This is a genomic window from Stenotrophomonas sp. GD04024 (assembly GCF_029837545.1).
GTDB lineage: Bacteria > Pseudomonadota > Gammaproteobacteria > Xanthomonadales > Xanthomonadaceae > Stenotrophomonas > Stenotrophomonas forensis.
The window spans coordinates 19,676-41,415 of the sequence record NZ_JAOEDV010000037.1; the positions used below are offsets into that span (position 1 = coordinate 19,676).

The following is a 21,740-nucleotide window of genomic DNA, read 5'->3' on the forward strand; positions in this document are numbered from 1 at the left end:
TGGATTTGAACCTCATGACGATTGATTACGCCCACGCCCGCGAACTGATGGTGGAACAGCAGATCCGTCCCTGGGACGTGCTGGACATCAAGGTGCTCGACGTCCTCGCCCGCCTGCCGCGCGAGGCCTTTGTCGCCGACGCGCACCGGGCGCTGGCCTACGCCGACGTCGAACTGCCGATCGGCCATGGCCAGAAGATGATGAAGCCGGTCATCGAGGGCCGTACCCTGCAGGCACTGGACCTGCAGCCGGGTGACGAAGTGCTGGAGATCGGCACCGGCAGCGGCTTCCTGGCTGCCTGCATCGGCGCGCTGGCGCGCGACGTGCTGAGCCTGGAGATCGACCCGGAACTGGCCGCCGCCGCACGCGCCCGTCTGGACGCCTCCGGCCTGGGCACCAATGTCCGTGTGGAAGTGGCCGACGCCATGTCCTGGCAGACCGAACGCCGTTTTGACGTGATCTGTGTCACTGGTGCGGTCGACGTGGTGCCGTCACAGTTCGCCTCGTGGCTGCGTCCGGGTGGCCGCCTGTTCGTGATCCAGGGCCGCTCGCCGGCGATGGAGGCCCTGCTGGTCAAGGCCGACGGCAGCACCGAATCGCTGTTCGAAACCGATATCGATTACCTGCGCGGTGCCGCCCCGGCACCCCAGTTCCACCTCTGAGTCCAAGGAAGCCGCAATGATCCGCCGATCCCTCGCTGTTGCGCTGGCCACTGCCCTGCTGCCGTTGTCCGCCCATGCCGCCGACCTGCTGCAGGTCTATGAGATGGCGCGCAACGGCGATCCGCAGCTGTCCGCCGCCGAATCGACCCGGCTGGTCGACAAGGAAGGCGCCGTGCAGGCGCGCGCTGCCCTGCTGCCGCAGATCAATGGCCAGGCCACGCTGAACCGCACACGCAGTGAGCCGAACGCCGATGTCAATTCGGGCTCGTTCACCAGCAAGCGCCGCAACTACACGATCGACGGCAGCCAGACGCTGTTCAACTGGACCCAGATCAACAACCTGCGTTCGCAGCGCGAACTGAGCAAGGCGGCGGACTTCACCCTCGACTCGGCCAACGACAGCCTGATCGTGCGCACCTCGGCGGCCTACTTCAACGTGCTGGTGGCGATCGAATCGCTGAACGCCGCACAGACCAATGAAGCGGCCGCGAAGAAGCAGTTCGACTTCGCCGACAAGCGCCTGGAAGTGGGCCTGGCGCCGATCACCGACGTGCACGAAGCACGCGCCCAGTACGACCAGGCGCGCGCCAACACCATCGTTGCGCAGAACACCCTGGCCGATAACTACCAGGCCCTGACCGAACTGACCGGCCAGCCGGTGGTCAACCTGCGTGGCCTGCCGGCGGACTTCCGCCCGGAAGTGCCGGCCAACCGCGGCAACATCGACGAACTGGTGCACCAGGCGACCAACCAGAATCCGGCGCTGAAGGCGCAGGAACTGAAGGTCAGTGCCGCCGAAGCCAGCGTGCAGGCCGCCCGCGGTGGCCATTACCCGACCCTGTCGCTGGGCGGCAGCTGGGGCAAGAGCGCGACCTGGGGTGACAGCACCGGTGCCGGCTCGCTGTCGCCGGACGCACGCACCAACAGCATCGGCCTGACCCTGAGCGTGCCGATCTTCTCCGGCGGTGCCACCCAGTCCGGCGTGCGCCAGGCGCTGGCCCAGCGTGACATCGCCCAGGACGGCTACGAACAGCAGAAGCGTGCCCTGGACCGCAACACCCGCAACGCCTACCAGACCCTGGTGCAGGGCATCAGCGAAGTGGAAGCCCGCCGCCTGGCGGTGGTCTCGGCGCAGAGCGCGTACGACGCCTCGCAGGTTGGCCTGGAAGTCGGTACCCGTACCGTGCTGGACGTGATCCAGAACCAGCGCATCCTGTTCTCGGCGCAGCTGGATTACGCCAACGCCCGCTACACCTTCCTGCAGAACCGCCTGCTGCTGAGCCAGTCGCTGGGCGCACTGGATGTGGCCGAGCTGCAGGACGTCAACCGCCTGCTGACCCAGGACGCAGGCAACCCGGCAACGACCACGCACTGAGTCGCCGCCCTGCCGGCAACGAAGAAGCCACCCGCGAGGGTGGCTTTTTTTTGTGCGCGACGCAGGCCGAAGCCTCCACGCATGGGAGGCTTGCCTGGTCGTCAGCCGGGCCACGCACGCATCCGTTCCGCGGCGGCCAACAGGCACAGCGCGGCGGCCAGGGGGGCCAGCACCGGCAGGGCGCGTGGTAGCGGAACCTGCGCGCGCAGGGCAGCCAGGCACAGCGCCGCCATCACCAGCAGGGTTGCCGGCCCAGGCAGCACCGGCAATGTGCCCATCGGCATCGCCAGCGCCAGCAGCGCCGCGGCCAGCACCACCGCGACCGGCATCGGCGGCGCAACACGCCCATGCGATGCATCGCGGGCCGCCGTCCACAACTGCGTTGCCAACCGCGCAGCCACCCGCAGCAGCACCAGCAGGAGTGCCGCCAACCCGCTCGCCCCCGCCAGTGGCAGCAGCGGCATCATCCACTGCAGTTGCGGGTGCTGCTGCAATGCCACCGACAACGGCCGCGTACTGGCCAAGGCCGGAAACTCGACCAGGCCGGACTGCAACGCGGCCAGCACGATCAGCAGCAGCATGGCCAGCAGCAGCGTGCTCGCCAGCAACGCTGCCTGTCGCGTCCGCACCTGGCCACACACGCCGGGAAATCCCAGCACCAGGCCGGCACAGGCAAACACGCCGAGCAGCGGCACGCTGGCTGCCAGCACTCCTCCTGGCCCAAAGCGATAGGGCGCCGTGGCCTCCGGCAGCCACGGTATCCAGAGCGCGTAGTGCACATGGCGGGCCGCCAGCACCAGCAGCAACAGGCCGGTGCCCAGCTTCACCGTCAGCAACGCACAGGCCACCAGCGCCCCACGCCTCGGTGGCAGCAATCCGATCAGCCCAAGCAGAAGCAGGCCAAGGGTGGCCATCAGCGCAACCGGCATCGCGTTACCGGCCTCGATGCCACAGCTGGCCAGCAGCGCATGCACGTGGCTGGCCATGGACTGCGCCACGCCGGCGCTGGTCGCCATCAGTTCCACCAGCAGCGCGGCGCCGAGCAGGCCGGCCGGGACCCTGCCCCAACGCGCCCGCAGCAGGCCGTGCAGGCCCTCGGCCACCGGCAGCTGCCGGCCCAGGATGTGCAGGCAATACAGCAGCGGCGCGGTGCCCAGCGCAGCCAGCAACAGGCTCAACACGATCGCAGGGCCTGCCTGTGCGGCGGTGTGCTGCCCCACCAGCGCGATCACGCTGCCACCCAGCATCAGGGTCAGGATCACCCCTGCAAGGTGGTCCCTGCCCGGCCCTGCATCGCCCATGTCGCCCGGGCCGCTGTCGCTATCCATCGCAAGGTTCCTTGATATCCGCCCAAGCAGGTTCGACAGCAGGCTGGCAGCCTGCGGCGAAGGGCGATATCAGAATCCGTGGCGTGCACGCCGCATTGTGATCGCAGGCACGTCGGCACACCGTTCCACGGTCCTGCAACGACAGGAATCTCGCCGTTAAGCAGAATTGATGCAGGCGATCACGTCATTCGATCCGCAGTACGTGGATCGAATCCCCTGCGGCCTCAGCTGCGCGGAGGAGGCAGGTGGGGGGCCACCAGCGCCAGCGTACGCTGCAATGCGCCGCGACCGTTGCTGACCAGGGTGCAGCCGGCACGCGCCATGTCCTCGCGTGCACGTTCGTCATCAAGCAGGTGCTGCAGCAGATCGCCAACCGCCTGCACGTCCTCGCCGATCAGCAGGGCACCGGCCTCGCGCATGCGTCGTGAGATCTCGGAGAAGTTGTGCAGGTGCGGGCCGGTCACCGCGGCGGTGCCCATCGCCGCCGGTTCCAGCAGGTTGTGGCCACCGATCGATTGCAGGCTGCCGCCGACGAACGCCACCTGCGCACAGGCATAGAACGGCATCAGTTCACCCAGGGTGTCGATGACGAACACATCGGTGCCGGCGTCCGGCCACTGCATCGCACGCCGGGTCGCCACATTCCAGCCCTGCTCGCGCGCCAGGGCCTCCACCTTCGGGAAGCGCTCGGGATGGCGCGGCGCCCACAGCAGCAGCAGGTCGGGATGCTGCTGGCGCAGGCGACGGTGCAGGTCGATCACCGCCTGCTCCTCACCGTCATGGGTGCTGGCGGCGATCCACACCGGGCGTCCGGCCGCTACCCGCGCATGGAACTGCGCGACGAAGTCCTGTACGTCCGGCGTGGCGATGTCGAACTTCAGGTTGCCCAGCGCCTGCACCTGCTCGGGAGCCGCGCCCAGCTGCACGAAACGCTCAGCATCATCCTGCGACTGTGCGGCGACGCAGGTGACCGTGCGCAGGGCGCGACGGATCAGCGCTGCCAGCAACCGATAGCCACGCAGCGAGCGGGCCGACAGGCGGGCATTGAGGATGTAGACCGGAATGCGGCGGTCGCGGCAACCGAACAGCATGTTCGGCCACAGCTCGGTCTCCAGGATCAGCGCCAGGCTGGGCCGGAAGTGGCCGAGGAAGCGGTTGACGCTGCCGGGCACGTCGTACGGCAGGTAGACATGGTCGAGCGCGTCGCCCCACAGCGCGCGCACGCGTTCGGACCCGGTCGGGGTGATGGTGGTGATGACCCAGCGGATATCCGGGCGTTGCTGGCGCAGGGCATTGACCAGCGGGGCGGCGGCATTGACCTCGCCCACCGACACCGCATGCAGCCAGACCCGCGGCTGGCCGGTCGGCTGTGGGTAGGAGGCGTAGCGCTCGTCCCAGCGCCGGAAGTATTCACGGACCCGGAAACCGCGCCAGACCAGGTGGTACACGGTGATCGGCAGCAGCAGGTAAAGCACGGCCGAATACAGGCCGCGCAGGATCCATTCGACAGGGTCTTTACGCATGCGGCAAGGATACGGGAGGCCCCCGGGAAAGACACGCGGCCGGGTTGGTAGAATGGAGCAATGTCCGATGCCTCCACTGCCATCCGCCCGTCGCTGCGCGATCCCCGCAACTGGCCGATGTTCGCCGTCATGTTCGGCGCCTTCGCCATCGCCCGCCTGCCGTGGATGCTGCAGCGCGCGCTGGGCCGTGGCGTCGGCTGGATCAGCTGGCGCCTGCTCGGCAGCCGCCGCCGCGCCGCCGAGGTCAACCTGCAGCTGTGCTTCCCGGAAAAGGACGAGGCCTGGCGCCAGCGCCTGGTACGCGACAGCTTCGATGCACTGGGCGTGGGCGTGTTCGAATGCATCCGCGCCTGGTGGGGCAGCATCGACAGCATCCGCCCGCAGGTACAGATCGAGGGCCTGGAACACCTGCGCCGGATGCAGGCCGAAGGACGCGGCGTGCTGCTGGTCTCCGGCCACTTCATGACCCTGGAGATGTGCGGCCGCCTGCTGTGTGACTACGTCGATCTGTCGGGCATGTACCGCAAGCACAAGAACCCGGTGTACGAGTGGGCGGTGAAGTTCGGTCGCCTGCGCTACGCCAAGGCGATGTATGCCAACGAAGACATCCGCGCCACTGTGCGGCACCTGAAGAAGGGCGGCTTCCTCTGGTACGCGCCGGACCAGGACATGCGCGGCAAGGACACCGTGTTCGTGCCGTTCTTCGGCCACACCGCGTCCACCATCACCGCCACCCACCAGCTGGCGCGGATGACCGGCTGCGCGGTGATCCCGTACTTCCACCGCCGCGAAGGCGGGAAGTACTTCCTGAAGATCGGCGCACCGCTGGAAAACTTCCCCAGCGAGGACGTGGAAGCAGACACCACCCGGGTCAACCAGGCCATCGAAGCGATGGTGCGCGAGGCCCCCGACCAGTACCTGTGGATCCATCGCCGTTTCAAGCGGCAGCCGGGCGGGCGGAGCGATTTCTACAAGTAGATCCACGCCATGCGTGGATGCTCTCCATTCGGGTAGCGGCACCTACAACGGCCAACGGCACCAGGCATGAGGGTACTCATCCAACGTGCTGGCCAGGCCCGCGCGGACCGGGTTGGCCAGGATATACATCGCCTTCTCATGAAGGGTTTCATCGCTGCGTACGGCGTGATCATGATAGCCGTGCTGCCACAGCCTGCCGTGTCGGCCCAGGTGCTGGTTCAACAGGCGGCCACTGCGTGATTTGAGCAGGGCCATGCAATCAGCCAGGGTGCCCCCGCGCAGTTTTATCAGCCAGTGCAGGTGATCCGGCATCACCACCCAGGCGAGGCTGTGGCTGAAGCCCCTGCGCTCTACGAAGCGCAGAGTGTCGATCAGGATCGCCACGTTCGCGGCATCGGCGAACAACGGTTCGCGGCCGAAGGTTGCCGTGGTCAATGAGTACACGTTGCCGGATCGGGAACAGCGACCGTAGCGGAGTCTGGGGCTGGCCATGCTTCCAGCATGCGCGGCGTGCCGTAACAGCGGTATTGGAGGTCCGGCCATGACCGGGTCGGGAAAGCCCATCCACGCATGGCGTGGATCTACTGATCGACTCCCTGGTTGTTTCCTGCCATGCGCGGATATGCGGTCACTTCACGGGCGGCGAATCCTCTGCCTCGCGCGCCAGCAGGCTGCCGGCGAACAGCGCGGCCAGCATCACCGTCAGGCCGCCCCAGAACGCCGAGGAGAACGCCAGGTGGGTGTTGAGCGGAAACACCGTGACCGCCAGCGCCAGCATCGCCGGGCGCGCGCGCTCACGCGCGCTGGCCGGCGCATAGCGCCATGCGCGCCAGGCCTGGGCCACCGCCGCCAACCACAGCAGCAGACCGAGCACGCCGGTTTCAGCGAGGATTTCCAGCACGATCTGATGGGCATGCAGCGCAGGCGCATTACCCCAGACCGCCGGCCCCTCATCGGCGACGCAGGCCGGATAGGCATCGCGGAAGCCGCGTGCGCCGACACCGTTGATCGGATGTTCTTCAATCATGCACACGGCGGCCTGCCAGATCCGTGCACGCCCGGACAGCGCCTGGTCGACACCGCGTTCGCCGCCCTCCCAGGCCATCGCCGTACGCGCGAAGCGTTCGCGCAGTTGCGGCACGCTGGCGGTCAACGCGCCGGCTGCCAGCACCGCAAGCAGCGCCAGCAACGCCAGCCGCTTCCAGCCGAACTGGCGCACGCCACTGTAGGCCAGCACCAGTGCGAACGTGATCCACGAGGCACGCGACCCTGCCAGCAGCAGCACGCCGCCAAGCGCGGCGGCCGCCAGCAACCAGCCCGCATTTCCGAAGCGCCGCGCGATCGGCAACAACAGGAACGGTGACAGGCTGGCCAGCACCTGGCCGAACTTGAGGTTGCAGGGCCCCAGGGCCCCACTGAGCCGGTCAGCCAGGGCGGCTTCGTCCGCCGGGCACAACGCGTGGCCGCTTACGGCCAGCTTCAGGTGTTCCAGCGACCAGAACCATGGGCTGGTACCGGCCACGGCCTGTACCAGTGCATCCAGCGTCCATGCACCCGTGATCAGTGCCAGGCCACCGAAGGTCAGCCTTCGCCGTTCGGGCGTGGCGACAGCGATTGCCACCAGCCACATGAAAGGCAGATAGCGCAGGCCGGCGGCCGCCTTGGTCCACGACGCTGCAGGATCGATGGCATCGATGGCCGAGAACGCCTGCGGCAGCCAGTAGCCAAGGAACAGGATCGAGGTCAGCGCCCAGGCCGCCGTGCTCAGCAGGTGCGGACGGCGCTGCAGGCGGCGCATGACCATGCGCGCGGCGGCGTACAGCGCGCCCAGTCCGAGCACGGTTTCGGCGATGCCCGGCAGCGGCCACATCGCCACGTACGCCAGCACCCACCAGGGTGCCCAGCGCCCGGCGCGGTCGTCGCGCAGGGGAACCGTGGCGTCAGCCGGCAAGGTCGGCATAGAGGCGAAGGGTGTCACGCTGCATGGCCTGCAGGGTAAACGGGATGCGCGCCGGCAGGGACGGCGGCTGCGCCAGCAGGGCCAGCGCGCGTTCACCCAGTGCCCGCGCATCACCCAACGGTACGGCGGCCGCGGGTTGCAGTTGCTGCAGCAGTTCACCCACGCCGCCATGGTCCCAGCCCAGCACCGGGCGGCCGACCGACAGCGCCTCGACCACGGTGCGGCCAAAGGCTTCCGGTTTGTCCGACAGCTGCAGCACCAGGTCACTGGCGGCATAGGCCTGGGCAATGCGTGCGGTGGGCGCACTGATCTGCACGGCCTCGGCCACGCCCAGCGCCGTCGCCTGCCGGCGCAGATCCGCCACATAGGCTTCGCGGCCCGGTTCATCGGTGCCCAGCATCCACAGCTGGGCCGGCACACCGGCGGCGCGCACGTCGGACAGCAGCTGCAGCGCATGGGCGTGGCCCTTCAGGCGGGTGCCCCGCCCCGGCAGCAGCAGCAGCGGGCCGTCCACCTGCCCCAGCCACGGAAAATCGGCAGCCAGTGCCAGCCGCGGCCGGCGGTCGGCGCGCGCCACGCGCGGGAACTGGGCGACGTCGACGCCGCGCGGGATGACCTGCAGCGTCGCTTCGGGGACCGTCGGGTAATGCCGGCGCACGTAGTCACGTACGCTGTTGGATACGCAGATCACGCGCTCACCGCTGGTCATCACTGCGCTGTAGCGGCTGGGTGAGTTCAGCCCGTGCACGGTGGTGACCCAGTGCGGGCGCTGTGCGGCGGGCATGGCGCGGATCGCGTACAGGCCCAGCCAGGCCGGCAGCCGCGAACGGGCATGCACGATGTCGGCGCCGACCTCGGCAAACAGGCGCCGCAGGGTCGGCAGATGCCGCAGGGTCAGCAGCGACTTGCGGCCGATGTCGAGGGTGAGGTGCTCGGCACCACTATCGAGCAACGGCTGCACCAGGCGGCCACCGGCGGAAACCACCAGCGCGCGATGGCCGGCGGCGACGAGCGCCGCAGCGATTTCCAGGGTCGAGCGCTCGACACCGCCGGAGTGCAGCGCCGGCAGCAACTGCACCACGGTCAATCGGCGCATCGAAGGGGCGGCCGCTTAGTCGGCCAGCACGAACACGGAACCGCAGTACGGGCACTGCGCTTCGCCGTTGGGCTCGTCTTCGATCGGCAGGTACACGCGCGGATGCGAGTTCCACAGCGCCATTTCCGGGGTCGGGCAGCTCAGCGGCAGATCGCTGCGGTGCACGGTGTAGCGCTTCTCGGCGTTGGCGGGCGCGGTGGCGGTATGGCTCATGGCGGATGTCGATGAACGGGTTGCGAGGGCTGTGATTCTAGCATCCGGGCCGCCCCGACATTGTGCCGCCCCTGCGCAGGCCGGATCGGCAGGGCGATTTCTTCAATCGATCCGGCGGGTTCGCGCCGGAAACCCGCCGACCGCACTATTTCCCGCATTTGGATCGAACTAAATGGCACTTGTCAGGTCGCGGCGGCTGTTGCAGGATCGGGCCAGGTCGCGACCCGACCTGCCCTCTTCGACCCGATCGCATGGCCCGCCCCCACCGGACCGGCATCGCCTCTCCCACTGCCATCCCGGCGGGCGGAGCGATGCTGTCCGTGGTGCCCGCCGATGCGGGTTCTGCCCGCCGCCAGCCCTTCCGGGAGATCCCTGCATGACCCTGTCCGATCCACGCCGCGCCCTGCTTCCGCTCGCCCTGGCCCTGGCCTGTGCGACTACCGCGATGCCGGTGTTGGCACAGGGGCTGCAGACTTCGTTCGAACCGGGTGAACCGGCCCCGACCCCGGCGGCGGGTGGGTTGCAGGTGTCGATCGGCGACGGTCCCGCCGCGCCCTACGCCGCCAAGCGCAATGCCGGCTACAGCGGCCTGCATGCACTGCGCTACAGCAGCAACGGCGGCAGCGCGCGGCGCGAGCTGTTCAGGACCGATGTGCCCATCGAAGCCGAAACCACCCTGTCATGGCTGGTGCTACCGGAAATCGTCGGCAAGGACACCGTGGCCTCGACCTATGTCTCGCTGGACCTGCTGCTGGACGATGGCAGCCGCGTGTCGTCCAGCGCTGCACGCGACCAGCATGGCGTGGCCATCGGCGCGCGCGCGCAGGGCGCGTCGAAGACGCTGTATCCGCAGCAGTGGGCGCGCAAGGCGATACGCCTGGGCGAGGTATCCGCACTGCAGGGGCGTCGCGTGGTGGCGATCGAACTGGAGGTGGCCAGTGCCGAAGGTGCACCGGTGTCCGGCTGGATCGATGACGTGCGCCTGGACGCACAGCCACATTCCCGGCCACAGCGGGTCTCCGACTGGGTGCTGACCACCCGCGGCACCCAGGCCAACGGCACCTTCTCGCGCGGCAACAATTTCCCGGCCACGGCAGTGCCGCACGGATTCAACTTCTGGACCCCGGTGACCGATGCCGGTGCGCTGAACTGGCTGTACCGCTGGAACGAGCAGAACGATGCGCAGAACCGCCCGCAGCTGCAGGCGCTTGCGCTGAGCCACCAGCCCAGCCCGTGGATGGGCGATCGCCAGACGTTCCAGGTGATGCCCTCGGCCAACCGCGGCGTGCCGTCCGCCGACCGCCGCAAGCGTGCGCTGTCGTTCGAGCGCAGCCATGAGAGTGCGCGCCCCTACCGTTACGACGTGCGCTTCGACAACGGCATCGCCGCCGCGATCGCGCCGACCGACCATGCGGCGCTGTTCCGCTTCGATTTCCCCGAAGACGGCGACGCCAACCTGCTGTTCGACAATGTCGATGCGCGTGGTGGGCTGACCCTGGATGCCGCCACGCAGACGCTGTACGGCTACACCGATACGCGCAGCGGCCTGTCCAACGGCGCCAGCCGCATGTACGTGGCGGCCCGTTTCGACAAGCCGTGGCGCAGCAGCGGCCGCATCGACACCGGCCGCCCCACCGGCTACATCAAGTTCGATGCCGGCAGCGAGCGGCGGGTGAACATGCGCATCGCCACCTCGCTGATCTCGGTGGAACAGGCCCGGCACAATCTGGCGCTGGAGATTGCTGCGGCCGATACGCTGGAGAGCGTGGCCAGCCGCGCGCAGGATGCCTGGGATGCACGCCTGGCCCGCTTCGACATCGGCGATGCCAGCGACGACCAGAAGACCACGCTGTATTCCAGCCTGTACCGGCTCTTCCTGTATCCCAATTCCGGCCACGAGAATGTGGGCAGCGCGGCCGCACCGGACTGGCGCTACGCCAACCAGGCCAGTGCCAGCGAGGACAACACCGGCGGCAGCGCGACCCGGACCTTCGCCGCCGTGCGCGATGGCAAGGTGTTCGTCAACAACGGTTTCTGGGACACCTTCCGCACCACGTGGCCAGCCTATGCGCTGTTCACGCCCGATGATGCCGGGCAGCTGGTGCAGGGCTTCATCGAGCAGTATCGCGCCGGTGGCTGGATCGCACGCTGGTCGTCGCCGGGCTATGCCGACCTGATGGTCGGTACCAGCTCCGACGTGGCCTTCGCCGACGCGTGGCTGAAGGGCATCGGCGGCTTCGATCCGGCCGAGGCCTATGCCGCCGCGTTGAAGAACGCGACCGTGGTACCGCCGGACCGTCACGTCGGCCGCAAGGGCATGGACCGTTCGACCTTCCGCGGCTATGCCAGTGCCGACGTGCACGAGGGCATGTCGTGGACGATGGAAGGCGCGCTCAATGACTTCGGCGTCGCCAACATGGCCGATGCCCTGGCCAAGCGCGCAACCACGCCTGCCGCACGCGAGCGCTACAGCACCGAGGCCGACTACTTCCGCTACCGCGCGGCCAGCTACGCAACGATGTTCGATCCGGCCGCCGGCTTCTTCCAGGGCCGCACTGCCGACGGCCGCTGGCGAGTGGATTCCGAGCGCTACGACCCGCGCGTGTGGGGCCACGACTACACCGAGTCCAACGGCTGGACCTTCGCCTTCACCGCCGCCCACGATGGCGAAGGCCTGGCCGCGCTGTACGGTGGCCGCGACAGGCTGGCGGCGAAGCTGGATACCTTCTTCGCCACCCCGGAGACCGCAGACCCGGCCCTGGCCGGCTCCTACGGCGGCACCATCCATGAAATGACCGAAGCACGCGATGTGCGCATGGGCATGTACGCGCACAGCAACCAGCCGGCGCACCACATCCCGTGGATGTACCTGTATGCCGGGCAGCCGTGGAAGACCCAGCAGCACGTGCGCGAGATCCTGTCGCGGCTGTACGTCGGCAGCGAGATCGGCCAAGGCTATCCGGGGGACGAGGACAATGGCGAGACCTCGGCGTGGTACGTGCTGGCCTCGCTGGGCCTGTACCCGTTGCGCATGGGCGCCCCCGAGTACGTGATCGGTTCGCCGGCATTCCGCCACGCATGCGTGGAACTGCAGGGCGGCGCCGTGCTGACCGTGAACGCGGCCAACAACACGCGCGAGAACGTCTACGTGCAGTCGCTGAAGATCAACGGCAAACCCTGGACCAAGACCTGGGTACCGCACGAACTGATCGCCAAGGGCGCAACGCTGGACTTCGTGATGGGCCCAAGGCCGTCGCGTTGGGGCAGTGGCGTGGACGACGCGCCGCCCTCGCTGACCGCGCGTGGCCAGCGTCCGCAGCTGCTGCACGACCTGCTTGGCAGCGGCGCGAAAGCCACATCAGGCGATGGCCGCGCGCTGCCTGCACTGGTGGATGACGATGCCGGTACCACGGTCGGCCTGGGCGGTGGCGCGATCATCGCGCTGACCGGGCTGGCCGAGGGCGCCCCGACGATGTACACGCTGACCAGCGGCGACGGCAGCATCCGCGGTGGCGAATGGGCGCTGGAGGCCCGCAGCGGCGACGGCAGCTGGACGCTGCTGGACCAGCGCAGCGGCGAAGACTTCGAATCCGCTCGCCAGACCCGGCCGTTCCGCATCGCCAGGCCCGGTCGCTACAGCGAGTACCGCCTGCGCCTGGTGGCACCGAGCCGGATGCCGCTGGCGGAGATTGAACTGCTGGCACCCGGCGCGGCGCAGTAAGCCGCATGCACGGTGGGCACGGATGCCCGCCGCGCCGCGGCAGCTGGCGGCCTCAGCGCGACCGCACGAATCCTGCGTACAGCGCGAACAACTGCTGGAAGTACCGCCGGGTCACTCGATTGCGCATGACACTTTCGCCGATGGGGAGGTGGTCGGGCCCAGGGTGGGAAGGCCGGTCCGGTCCCTTCCCACGGCCGGGCCGCGTGGGCGTATTGGGCCCCAGCGGGGTTGCAGGCAAATGACCGGGTTGCGAAGCGCGTGTGGCACAGACCAGCGGTAGAGCCGGCCGCTGGCCGGCTGCGGTGGTGGTGGACATGATTGCGGTTGCCGGCCAGCGGCCGGCAGGACCCGTTTCCGCCTTGCGGAAACAGAAACGCGCCCCGTGGGGCGCGCTTCTGCAGCTGGAATCGGGAAGAAGGCTTATGCCTTCTTTTCCGCTTCCAGCTGCTTGCGGATCTGCGCATCCACCGCGGCGATCGCGGTCATGTTCAGGATCCGGCGCGAGGTCGCGCTGGTGGTCAGGATGTGCACCGGCTTGTTCACGCCCATCAGGATCGGGCCGATCGCCACACCGTCGGTGAACACACGCACCAGGTTGTAGGCGATGTTGGCCGCTTCCAGGTTCGGCAGCACGAACAGGTTGGCGCGGCCCTGCAGGGTCGAGCCCGGCAGCAGCTTCTGGCGCAGCGCTTCATCCCACGCGGTGTCGCCCTGCATTTCGCCGTCCACGTTCAGACGCGGGTTGCGCTTGAGCAGCAGCTCGCGCACCTGGCGCATCTTCAGCGCGTCCTTCGAATCATGGCTGCCGAAGTTGGAGTGCGACAGCAGCGCCACCTTCGGCTCGATGCCGAACAGCTTCATGCGGTAGGCCGCCTGCAGCGTGGCTTCGCACAGCTGCTCGGCGGTCGGGTCTTCCTGCACGTGGGTATCGACGAAGAAGAACACGCCCTGCTGGTTGATCACGCCGGTCATCGCCGAGGTCGAGGTGACCTTCGGCTCCAGCGGCAGCACGCTGCGCACGTAGCCCAGCTTCTTGTGGAAGCGGCCGACGATGCCGGTCAGCATCGCATCGGCTTCGCCACGCGCCACCATCACCGCGGCGATCAGGGTCGGGCGCGAACGCATCAGGTTCTTCGCCGCGGCCACGGTCACGCCACGACGGCCGGTCAGGCCGTGGTAGTACTGCCAGTACTCGTTGAAGCGCGGGTCGTCGTTGATGTTGGTGACTTCAACGTTCTCACCGATCTTCAGGCGCAGGCCGAGGCGCTCGATGCGCGACTCGATCACTTCCGGGCGGCCGATCAGGATCGGGTGCGCCAGGCCGTCATCGACCACGTTCTGCACCGCCTGCAGCACCACTTCCTCTTCGCCTTCGGCATACACCACGCGCTGCTTGTCGCTGCGCGCGCGGTCGTAGACCGGCTTCATCATCAGGCTGGTGCGGTAGACGAACTGGGCCAGCTTGTCGCGGTAGGCGCCCATGTCGTCGATCGGGCGCGAGGCCACGCCCGAGTCCATCGCGGCCTGGGCCACGGCAGCCGACAGCTCCACCAGCAGGCGGCGGTCGAACGGACGCGGAATCAGGTATTCACGGCCGAAGCTCGGGGTATCGCCGCCGTAGGCCGAGCCCATGTCGGTGGCGGCACGGCGCGCCAGCGCGGCGATGGCGCGCACGCAGGCGATCTTCATTTCCTCGTTGATCGCGGTGGCACCCACGTCCAGCGCACCGCGGAACAGGTACGGGAAGCACAGCACGTTGTTGACCTGGTTCGGGTAGTCCGAACGGCCGGTGCCGATGATCGCGTCCGGACGGGCGGCACGCGCCAGTTCCGGCATGATTTCCGGGGTCGGGTTGGCCAGGGCGAAGATCACCGGGTCCGGCGCCATGGTCTTGACCATCTCGGCGGTCAGAATGCCCGGCGCGGACAGGCCCAGGAAGATATCCGCGCCATCGACGATCTCGGCCAGGGTGCGCTTGTCGGTGTCGCGCGCATAGCGCTGCTTTTCCGGGTCCAGGTCGGTACGGCCGGTGTGGATCACCCCCTCGCGGTCGAAGGCCAGGATGTTCTCCGGCTTCAGGCCCAGCTGCACCAGCATGTTCACGCAGGAAATGCCGGCCGCGCCCATGCCCGTGGTCGCCAGCTTCACGTCCTCGATCTTCTTGCCGGTGATCGCCATCGCGTTGAGCACGGCCGCGCCGACGATGATCGCCGTGCCGTGCTGGTCGTCATGGAACACCGGGATCTTCATGCGTTCGCGCAGCTTGCGCTCGACCACGAAGCATTCCGGCGCCTTGATGTCTTCCAGGTTGATGCCGCCGAAGGTCGGCTCCAGCGAGGCGATGATGTCGACCAGCTTGTCCGGGTCGGTTTCATCCACTTCGATGTCGAACACATCGATGCCGGCGAACTTCTGGAACAGCACGCCCTTGCCTTCCATCACCGGCTTGCCGGCCAGCGCGCCGATGTTGCCCAGGCCCAGCACCGCGGTGCCGTTGGAGATCACCGCCACCAGGTTGCCGCGCGCGGTCAGCTCGCTGGCCTGCTGCGGGTCGGCCTTGATCGCTTCACAGGCGTACGCCACGCCCGGCGAATACGCCAGCGACAGGTCGCGCTGGGTCAGCATGGGCTTGGTAGCGGAAACCTTGATCTTGCCGGGCGGAGACATCCGGTGGTAATCGAGGGCGGCCTGTTTGAAATCTTCGTTGGACATCGATGTGGGTTACATGAATGGGCAGAAGGGACAGGGGATGATACCCCCGTTGGAGCGTCTGGACCTGTCGCTATCCTGTCGCAGGCATGCTGCGACCGCACAATTCCGTGCCGTATGCGACCAGACCGTGATACCAGCTTCGGCGCCTCGCGTGACAGCCGTGGGACGCCTTGAAACGCCGCGGGGCCGTACCACTGTCGTGATCGGCCCCGCGGTACCACACACCTGGATCAGCCCTTGGCCGGCAGCGCCTCGGGCAGCGCATCCACCGGCGGCGGCAGCTCGCTTTCGCGGCCATCCAGCGCCAGCTGCAGGCGGTTGCGGTCCAGTGCGCCTTCCCAGCGCGAGACCACCACGGTGGCCACCGCATTACCGATGAAGTTGGTCAGCGAGCGGCATTCGCTCATGAAGCGGTCCACGCCCAGGATCAGCGCCATGCCGGCCACCGGCACTTCCGGCACCACCGCCAGGGTGGCGGCCAGGGTGATGAAGCCGGCACCGGTGACGCCGGCCGCGCCCTTGGAGCTGAGCATGGCGACCAGCAGCAGGGCGATCTGGTGGCCCAGGGTCAGTTCGGTGTTGGTGGCCTGGGCGATGAACAGCGCGGCCAGGGTCATGTAGATGTTGGTGCCGTCCAGGTTGAACGAGTAGCCCGTCGGGACCACCAGGCCCACCACCGACTTGCTGCAGCCGGCCCGTTCCATCTTCTCCATCAGCGACGGCAGCGCCGACTCCGACGAGGAGGTGCCCAGCACCAGCAGCAGTTCGGCCTTCAGGTAGCGCGCCAGCTTGAACACCGAGAAGCCGCACAGGCGGCAGACCAGGCCCAGGATGACCGCCACGAACAGGAACGCGGTGAGGTAGAACGAGCCCACCAGCCAGGCCAGGTTGATCAGCGAACCGACGCCGTACTTGCCGATGGTGAAGGCGATCGCACCGAAGGCACCGATCGGGGCGGCCTTCATCAGGATGTGCACCAGCTTGAACACCGGGGCGACCAGCGCCTCCAGGAAGTTCAGCACCGGCTTGCCCTTCTCGCCCACCATCGCCAGCGCGATGCCGAACAGCACGGCCACGAACAGCACCTGCAGGATGTTGCCGTCGACGAAGGCGCTGAGCAGCGTCTTCGGGATGATGTCCATCAGGAAGCCGACCAGGGTCAGGTCATGCGACTTCTCGACGTAGCTGTGCACCGCGGTCTGGTCCAGCTCGGCCGGGTTGATGTTCATGCCGGCGCCGGGCTGCACCACGTGCGCCACGATCATGCCGACGATCAGCGCCAGCGTAGAGAAGAACAGGAAGTACGCCATCGCCTTGGCGAACACCCGGCCCACGGTGCGCAGGTGGGTCATGCTGGCGATGCCGGTGACGATGGTCAGGAAGATCACCGGCGCGATGATCATCTTCACCAGGTTGATGAAGGCGTCGCCGAGCGGCTTCATCTTCTCACCGATCAGCGGTTCGTAGTGGCCGAGGATGGCGCCCAGGACGATCGCCACGATCACCTGGAAGTACAGCTGGCGATAGATCGGCAACGGCTTTGCAGGCGCCGGGGCTGCGGTCGGGATGTGCATGGCGTACTCCGGAAGGGGCGTTTTCAGGCACGTACGGCCCCGGGACAGCACGGGAACCGTTACCGTGGAAACTGATCGCGGGCCCCGTGCTGCATGCACGAGGGGTGCGACCAATGGACGCCTTTGTACGCGCCAGGCACGCCGGCGCAGATAACCTATTGGTACTAGCCCCCCGGTTCAGGCGGCCACGGTGCCTACACTGGCGCCGCACCGCCCGATCCCGGGGAGGCCGGTGGCCCAGGCTGAACGGCCGGGCGCGTCCTTGCGAAAGTTCCGGCCCTTGCGGCCGTTGATGTCCTGTCCACACGCAATCCGAGAGAGCCGCACCCAACATGCGCCCGATTCCCACCTTGCTGGCCCTGTCGCTGGCCGCCCTTCCCGCCTTCGCTTCGGCAGCGGATTTCGACAACTGGCCGACCAAGTACACCTTCGGCGATGGCACCGAGCTGGCCGCCACCGCCAACATCGCCTACGACTACAACGACTTCTCCTCGGCCAGCGGCCTTGAGGACGATGATGCCGTGCGCCGCAAGGAGTTCGGCGCAACGTTGAAGAAGAAGGGCGTCTACGACGCGATGGTCTATTACGACTTCCAGGCCGACACCTGGCTGGACGTGTTCGTGCGTTTCGAGAGCAAGGCGTTCTTCGGCCGCGACGTCGGCCGTTTCCGCTTCGGCTACATGAAGACCCCGGTCGGCCTGGATGCGAACACCTCCTCGCGTGCCGGCAGCTTCCTGGAAACCGCGCTGCCGGTGCAGGCGTTCTACGCCGGCCGCCGTACCGGCGTGGAATGGGTGCTGGAGCGCCCGCAGTACCTGCTGCAGGCCGGCGCCTATGGCGGCAAGGACCTGCAGGGCGACAACCCCGGCACCACCCAGGCGGTACGCGCGGTGTGGACGCCGGTGAAGGCGCCGGGTGACGTGATCCACCTGGGCGTGGCCTATTCGCAGGAAAATCCGCGTGGCTACAGCGATGGCCGCGATGTGCACCACGAAGCCAGCGCACGCCTGCGCGCACGTCCGGAAGCCGGCCTGACCGACATCCGTTACGTCGATTCCGGCGCGCTGGTCACCGCCGACCAGATCCGCCGCACCGGCCTGGAAGGCATCTGGATCCGCGGCCCGTTCTCGCTGCAGGCCGAAGCCCTGCAGGCCACCGTCACCCGCAAGGGCCTGCCCGACTACACCGGCAGTGGCCAGTACGCGATGGCCAGCTGGGTGCTGACCGGCGAATCGCGCCCGTACAACGCCGGCGCCGTGGCCAACATCAAGCCCGCGCACAACTACGGCGCGGTGGAACTGGTGGCACGCTACAGCCGCCTGGACCTCGACGACGGCAGCATCCTCGGTGGCCGCCAGCACGACCTGACCCTGGGTGCGAACTGGTACCTCACCAGCCACTTCAAGTTCCAGGCCAACTACGTGAAGGTCGATGCCAGCCGTCGTGGCGTGCACAGCACGCCGGAAATCTTCGAGCTGCGCGCGCAGATGCACTTCTGACCCCTTCCACGTCAGACCCCGGCGGGCGTGCACGCCACGCCCGCCGGCCCTGCGTAGACTGCCGCCATGTACTGGCTCAGCCGCCACCGGATGCTGTTGCTGACGATCCTGGTGATGGTCGGCGGTACCGTGCTGTGCGCGGTCGCCGCCGGCCACTACGCCTGGCGGCGCGCACTGGGCGAAGAAAGCAGCCAGGTGCAACGCCAGCTGCAGCTGTATGGCCAGGGCCTGCAGCAGCGCATCGACCGCTTCGGCACGCTGCCGCAGGTGCTGGCGCTTGATCCGGATCTGCTGCATGCCCTGCGTGTTGCGCCCTCGCCTGCCGAACGGCAGCGGCTGAACCTCAAGCTGCAGCGTGCCAACGAGGTCACCCGCGCCTCCACGCTGACCCTGGTCGGCCACGACGGCGTGGCCGTGGCCGCCAGCAACTGGGACCAGCCAACCACCAACGTCGGCGAGAACTACAGCTATCGGCCCTATTACCGCCAGGCGCTGGCCCAGGGCCGTGGCCGTTTCTACGGCATCGGCATGACCACCGGCGTGCCCGGCTACTACCTGTCGCAGGCCATCGAGGAAGACGGCAAGCGACTGGGCGTGGTCGTGATCAAGGTCGAGCTGTCGGCGCTGGAGCAGGAATGGCTGAGCAGCCCGGACGTGGTGCTGGCCAGCGATGACCACGACGTGGTGTTCCTGGCCAACCGGGACAACTGGCGCTACCGCCTGCTGCGCCCCTTGGGCGCTGATGAACGCCGCGAAATGCTCGACGCCCGGCAGTACGCCGACCGTGCCCTGCAGCCGCTGCGCGCACGCACCGAGGACGTGCTGGCCGACGGTGGGCGCATGGTGCGCCTGCTCGACCCTGCGCTGGTACAACCGATGCTGTGGCAGAGCCATGCACTGCCCGCCGAAGGCTGGAACCTGCACCTGCTGCACGACGCCAGCGCTGCCACCGCCGCCGGCCGTGCGGCGGCGCTGACTGGTGGTGCCGCGTGGCTCGCACTGGGCTTCCTGGTGCTGTTCGTGCAGCAGCGCCGGCGCCTGGCGAAGCACCGCCTGCGCAGCCGCCGTGAACTGGAAACCCTGCTCAAGCAGCACGCGCAGGAGCTGCGCACCGCGCAGGATGGCCTGCTGCAGGCAGCTACCGACGCCGACAGTGGCCTCAGCCGCAGCCTGGAACACCTGCCACAGGGCGTGGTGGTGATCGACCGCGAGCTGCGCCTGGTCGCGTGGAATTCGCGCTACCTCGAGCTGTTCCGTTTTCCGCTGGAACTGGTACGCGTGGGCCGGCCCATCGAGGAGCTGTTCCGCTTCAACGCGCGTCGCGGCCTGCTGGGCCCGGGCCCGGTCGATGAGGCGATCGAGCGCCGCCTCAATCACCTGCGCAGTGGCCGCCCGCACATGCGCGAAAGCGAGAAGGACGACGGCACGGTGCTGGAGATTCGCGGCAATCCGCTGCCCGACGGCGGCTTTGTCACCAGCTATGCCGACATCACCAGCTACAAGAACGCCGCGCGCGAACTGCGCTCGCTGGCCGACGCACTCGAGCACCGCATCGCCGAGCGTACCCACGACCTGGACGAAGCACGCCGCGAAGCCGAGCAGGCCAACCGCTACAAGACCCGCTTCGTCGCCTCGGCGGTGCACGACCTGCTGCAGCCGCTCAATGCCGCGCGCATGTTCGTCTCGGTACTGCGCGGCAAGCTGAGCGATCCGGCACAGCAGCAGACCAGCGACCACATCGACGCCGCACTCGCGGCGCAGGACGCAATCCTCAACAGCCTGCTGGATATCGCGCGGCTGGAATCGGGCAGCCTGCCAACCCGCGTGCAGGCATTCCGGCTGGGCCCGCTACTGCAGACACTGGCGCGTGAGTTCGGCATCGCCGCACAGTCGCGCGGGCTGGTGGTGGACTGGGTCGATACCGATGCGGTGGTGGTCAGCGATGAAGCGCTGCTGCGGCGCATCCTGCAGAACTTCCTGTCCAATGCGCTGCGCTACAGCGAACGTGGGCGCGTGCTGCTCGGTTGCCGGCGCCGCGACGGGCTGCTGTGGATCGAAGTGCACGACCAGGGACCCGGTATTCCCGATGCGCTGCAGGGCGAGATCTTCGAGGAATTCCGCCGCCTGCACGACGGCCAGCAGCGCGGTGCCGGCCTCGGCCTGGCGATCGTCGACCGCATCGGCCGCCTGCTCGGCCACCCGATCCGGCTGCGCTCGCACGTGGGCCAGGGCAGCGTGTTCGCGGTGAGTGTGCCGTTCGGCGACGCCAGCGCGATTCCCACCACGGCACCGGCGCCGGTGCTGGTGCAGGAACCGGCCGCGGACAATCCGCTGCGCGGGCGTCGGGTCTGGGTGATCGATGACGATCCTCACGTCTGCGCAGCCAGCCGCGCGTTGCTGGAACGCTGGGGCTGCGAGGTGGTGCTGGCCGACGGCCCGCAGGCGGCGCTGCAGTTGGCCAGTGCCACAACCGTGCCGGAACTGGTGTTGCTGGATGTGCGCATGGGCGATCACCACGGCCCGGTGCTGTACGAGACGCTGGCGGAACTGTGGCTGGCACGCCCGCCGGTGGTGCTGGTGACCGCCGAGCGCGATGCGGGGTTGCGCGAGATGGCCGCCGAGCGCGGCTGGGGAATGATGGCCAAGCCGGTGAAGCCGCCGGCGCTGCGGGCGCTGATGAGCCAGCTGCTGATCCGCCATCGCGGGTAGTTTCCAGCCAACGGCGCAGCCCCTCGTGGGTGGGTTTGGGTTGGTCGCGGAAAGCCGGATTGCTGAGGGCTGGCCGGGTGGGTGGGTAGTGCGGGGACGCCGTGAACCCGTCCATGGGGGCTTGGCCGCGGCATCCATGCCGCGGACACCCCGCACTACCCACCCACCCGGCCGCTGACAGATTCCGGATGTTTGCCACCCACGGAAAAGAAAAAGAAGATCAAAATCAAAAGCAGCCTGGCAGGCCGCCTTTTGTAGAGCTGAGCCTACGTTCGGCTTTACACGAGCAAGCGCAGCGCGCGACCCGCTTTTGATCTTCTTTTTCTTTTCCGTGGGTGCAGGCCACCGAAATCTGTCAGAGGCCGGTCGGGTTGGGTGCGCGGGGGTGTC

General features: G+C 68.0%; 14 protein-coding genes. 6 read left to right on the forward strand and 8 right to left on the reverse strand.

Translation table 11 applies throughout. The annotated features are described in order from the left end of the window. The first annotated feature begins 14 nt into the window (after positions 1-14). Together N7590_RS13120 and N7590_RS13125 are read left to right on the forward strand one after the other, a co-directional pair. The gene (locus N7590_RS13120) at positions 15-662 is read left to right on the forward strand and encodes a protein-L-isoaspartate O-methyltransferase (RefSeq protein ID WP_164242288.1); all 648 of its coding nucleotides are present in this window, start codon (positions 15-17) and stop codon (positions 660-662) included. Between the two features lie 16 nt (positions 663-678). Continuing rightward, a complete protein-coding gene (locus tag N7590_RS13125) occupies positions 679-2,037 on the forward strand; it encodes a TolC family outer membrane protein (protein ID WP_053510808.1) in 1,359 nt (452 codons plus the stop codon). 101 nt (positions 2,038-2,138) lie between these two features. On the opposite strand, the gene N7590_RS13130 is transcribed toward N7590_RS13125, so the two are convergent. Both N7590_RS13130 and waaA read right to left on the reverse strand, forming a co-directional pair. Further along, positions 2,139-3,365 (reverse strand): amino acid transporter, encoded by a 1,227-nt coding sequence (locus N7590_RS13130; protein WP_164242286.1) that lies wholly within the window; start codon positions 3,363-3,365, stop codon positions 2,139-2,141. A gap of 224 nt (positions 3,366-3,589) precedes the next feature. Continuing rightward, positions 3,590-4,888, reverse strand: coding sequence for a lipid IV(A) 3-deoxy-D-manno-octulosonic acid transferase (waaA, locus tag N7590_RS13135; RefSeq protein ID WP_053510810.1), 1,299 nt, complete (start codon positions 4,886-4,888; stop codon positions 3,590-3,592). A gap of 60 nt (positions 4,889-4,948) precedes the next feature. On the opposite strand from waaA, the gene N7590_RS13140 reads away from it, so the two are divergent. Next, positions 4,949-5,866: an LpxL/LpxP family Kdo(2)-lipid IV(A) lauroyl/palmitoleoyl acyltransferase gene (locus N7590_RS13140; protein WP_164242284.1), complete on the forward strand. Its 918-nt coding sequence runs from the start codon at positions 4,949-4,951 to the stop codon at positions 5,864-5,866. Between the two features lie 42 nt (positions 5,867-5,908). Here the strand turns inward: N7590_RS13140 and N7590_RS13145 are convergent, their stop codons facing one another. The 4 genes from N7590_RS13145 to N7590_RS13160 all read right to left on the reverse strand — a co-directional run bounded on the left by N7590_RS13145 (position 5,909) and on the right by N7590_RS13160 (position 9,135). After that, positions 5,909-6,358 (reverse strand): transposase, encoded by a 450-nt coding sequence (locus N7590_RS13145; RefSeq protein ID WP_164242282.1) that lies wholly within the window; start codon positions 6,356-6,358, stop codon positions 5,909-5,911. Positions 6,359-6,494: 136 nt separating this feature from the next. Next, positions 6,495-7,826 (reverse strand): O-antigen ligase family protein, encoded by a 1,332-nt coding sequence (locus tag N7590_RS13150; RefSeq protein WP_279935593.1) that lies wholly within the window; start codon positions 7,824-7,826, stop codon positions 6,495-6,497. Further along, a complete protein-coding gene (locus N7590_RS13155) occupies positions 7,807-8,922 on the reverse strand; it encodes a glycosyltransferase (RefSeq protein ID WP_164242280.1) in 1,116 nt (371 codons plus the stop codon). Before N7590_RS13155 ends, N7590_RS13150 begins: the two co-directional genes overlap by 20 nt. Before the next feature lie 15 nt (positions 8,923-8,937). After that, positions 8,938-9,135, reverse strand: a complete 198-nt coding sequence (locus tag N7590_RS13160) for a zinc-finger domain-containing protein (RefSeq protein ID WP_005410967.1) — start codon at positions 9,133-9,135, stop codon at positions 8,938-8,940. A gap of 376 nt (positions 9,136-9,511) precedes the next feature. Between N7590_RS13160 and N7590_RS13165 the strand changes: the two genes are divergently transcribed. Then, entirely contained in the window at positions 9,512-12,856 is a 3,345-nt protein-coding gene (locus tag N7590_RS13165) for a GH92 family glycosyl hydrolase (RefSeq protein ID WP_164242278.1), read from the forward strand. 420 nt (positions 12,857-13,276) lie between these two features. On the opposite strand, the gene N7590_RS13170 is transcribed toward N7590_RS13165, so the two are convergent. Beyond that, complete coding sequence (locus tag N7590_RS13170; protein ID WP_053450747.1) at positions 13,277-15,568, reverse strand: NADP-dependent malic enzyme; 2,292 nt, start codon at positions 15,566-15,568, stop codon at positions 13,277-13,279. 230 nt (positions 15,569-15,798) lie between these two features. Continuing rightward, positions 15,799-17,142: a dicarboxylate/amino acid:cation symporter gene (locus N7590_RS13175; RefSeq protein WP_006468434.1), complete on the reverse strand. Its 1,344-nt coding sequence runs from the start codon at positions 17,140-17,142 to the stop codon at positions 15,799-15,801. Between the two features lie 332 nt (positions 17,143-17,474). Here N7590_RS13175 and N7590_RS13180 point away from each other — a divergent pair, with 332 nt between their 5' ends. Together N7590_RS13180 and N7590_RS13185 are read left to right on the forward strand one after the other, a co-directional pair. Next, positions 17,475-18,641 (forward strand): porin, encoded by a 1,167-nt coding sequence (locus N7590_RS13180; RefSeq protein WP_008268245.1) that lies wholly within the window; start codon positions 17,475-17,477, stop codon positions 18,639-18,641. A gap of 66 nt (positions 18,642-18,707) precedes the next feature. Next, a complete protein-coding gene (locus tag N7590_RS13185) occupies positions 18,708-21,350 on the forward strand; it encodes a PAS-domain containing protein (RefSeq protein WP_279935591.1) in 2,643 nt (880 codons plus the stop codon). The last annotated feature ends 390 nt before the right edge of the window (positions 21,351-21,740 follow it).

Excerpts from the sequence above, each read along its gene's own strand:
- N7590_RS13165 (WP_164242278.1), top strand. The coding sequence starts at position 9,512 with ATGACCCTGTCCGATCCACGCCGCGCCCTGCTTCCGCTCGCCCTGGCC.
- N7590_RS13185 (WP_279935591.1), top strand. The coding sequence starts at position 18,708 with ATGTACTGGCTCAGCCGCCACCGGATGCTGTTGCTGACGATCCTGGTG.
- N7590_RS13120 (WP_164242288.1), top strand. The coding sequence starts at position 15 with ATGACGATTGATTACGCCCACGCCCGCGAACTGATGGTGGAACAGCAG.
- N7590_RS13125 (WP_053510808.1), top strand. The coding sequence starts at position 679 with ATGATCCGCCGATCCCTCGCTGTTGCGCTGGCCACTGCCCTGCTGCCG.
- N7590_RS13130 (WP_164242286.1), bottom strand. The coding sequence starts at position 3,365 with ATGGATAGCGACAGCGGCCCGGGCGACATGGGCGATGCAGGGCCGGGC.
- N7590_RS13150 (WP_279935593.1), bottom strand. The coding sequence starts at position 7,826 with ATGCCGACCTTGCCGGCTGACGCCACGGTTCCCCTGCGCGACGACCGC.
- N7590_RS13145 (WP_164242282.1), bottom strand. The coding sequence starts at position 6,358 with ATGGCCAGCCCCAGACTCCGCTACGGTCGCTGTTCCCGATCCGGCAAC.
- N7590_RS13160 (WP_005410967.1), bottom strand. The coding sequence starts at position 9,135 with ATGAGCCATACCGCCACCGCGCCCGCCAACGCCGAGAAGCGCTACACC.
- N7590_RS13155 (WP_164242280.1), bottom strand. The coding sequence starts at position 8,922 with ATGCGCCGATTGACCGTGGTGCAGTTGCTGCCGGCGCTGCACTCCGGC.
- N7590_RS13180 (WP_008268245.1), top strand. The coding sequence starts at position 17,475 with ATGCGCCCGATTCCCACCTTGCTGGCCCTGTCGCTGGCCGCCCTTCCC.
- N7590_RS13175 (WP_006468434.1), bottom strand. The coding sequence starts at position 17,142 with ATGCACATCCCGACCGCAGCCCCGGCGCCTGCAAAGCCGTTGCCGATC.
- N7590_RS13140 (WP_164242284.1), top strand. The coding sequence starts at position 4,949 with ATGTCCGATGCCTCCACTGCCATCCGCCCGTCGCTGCGCGATCCCCGC.
- N7590_RS13170 (WP_053450747.1), bottom strand. The coding sequence starts at position 15,568 with ATGTCCAACGAAGATTTCAAACAGGCCGCCCTCGATTACCACCGGATG.
- waaA (WP_053510810.1), bottom strand. The coding sequence starts at position 4,888 with ATGCGTAAAGACCCTGTCGAATGGATCCTGCGCGGCCTGTATTCGGCC.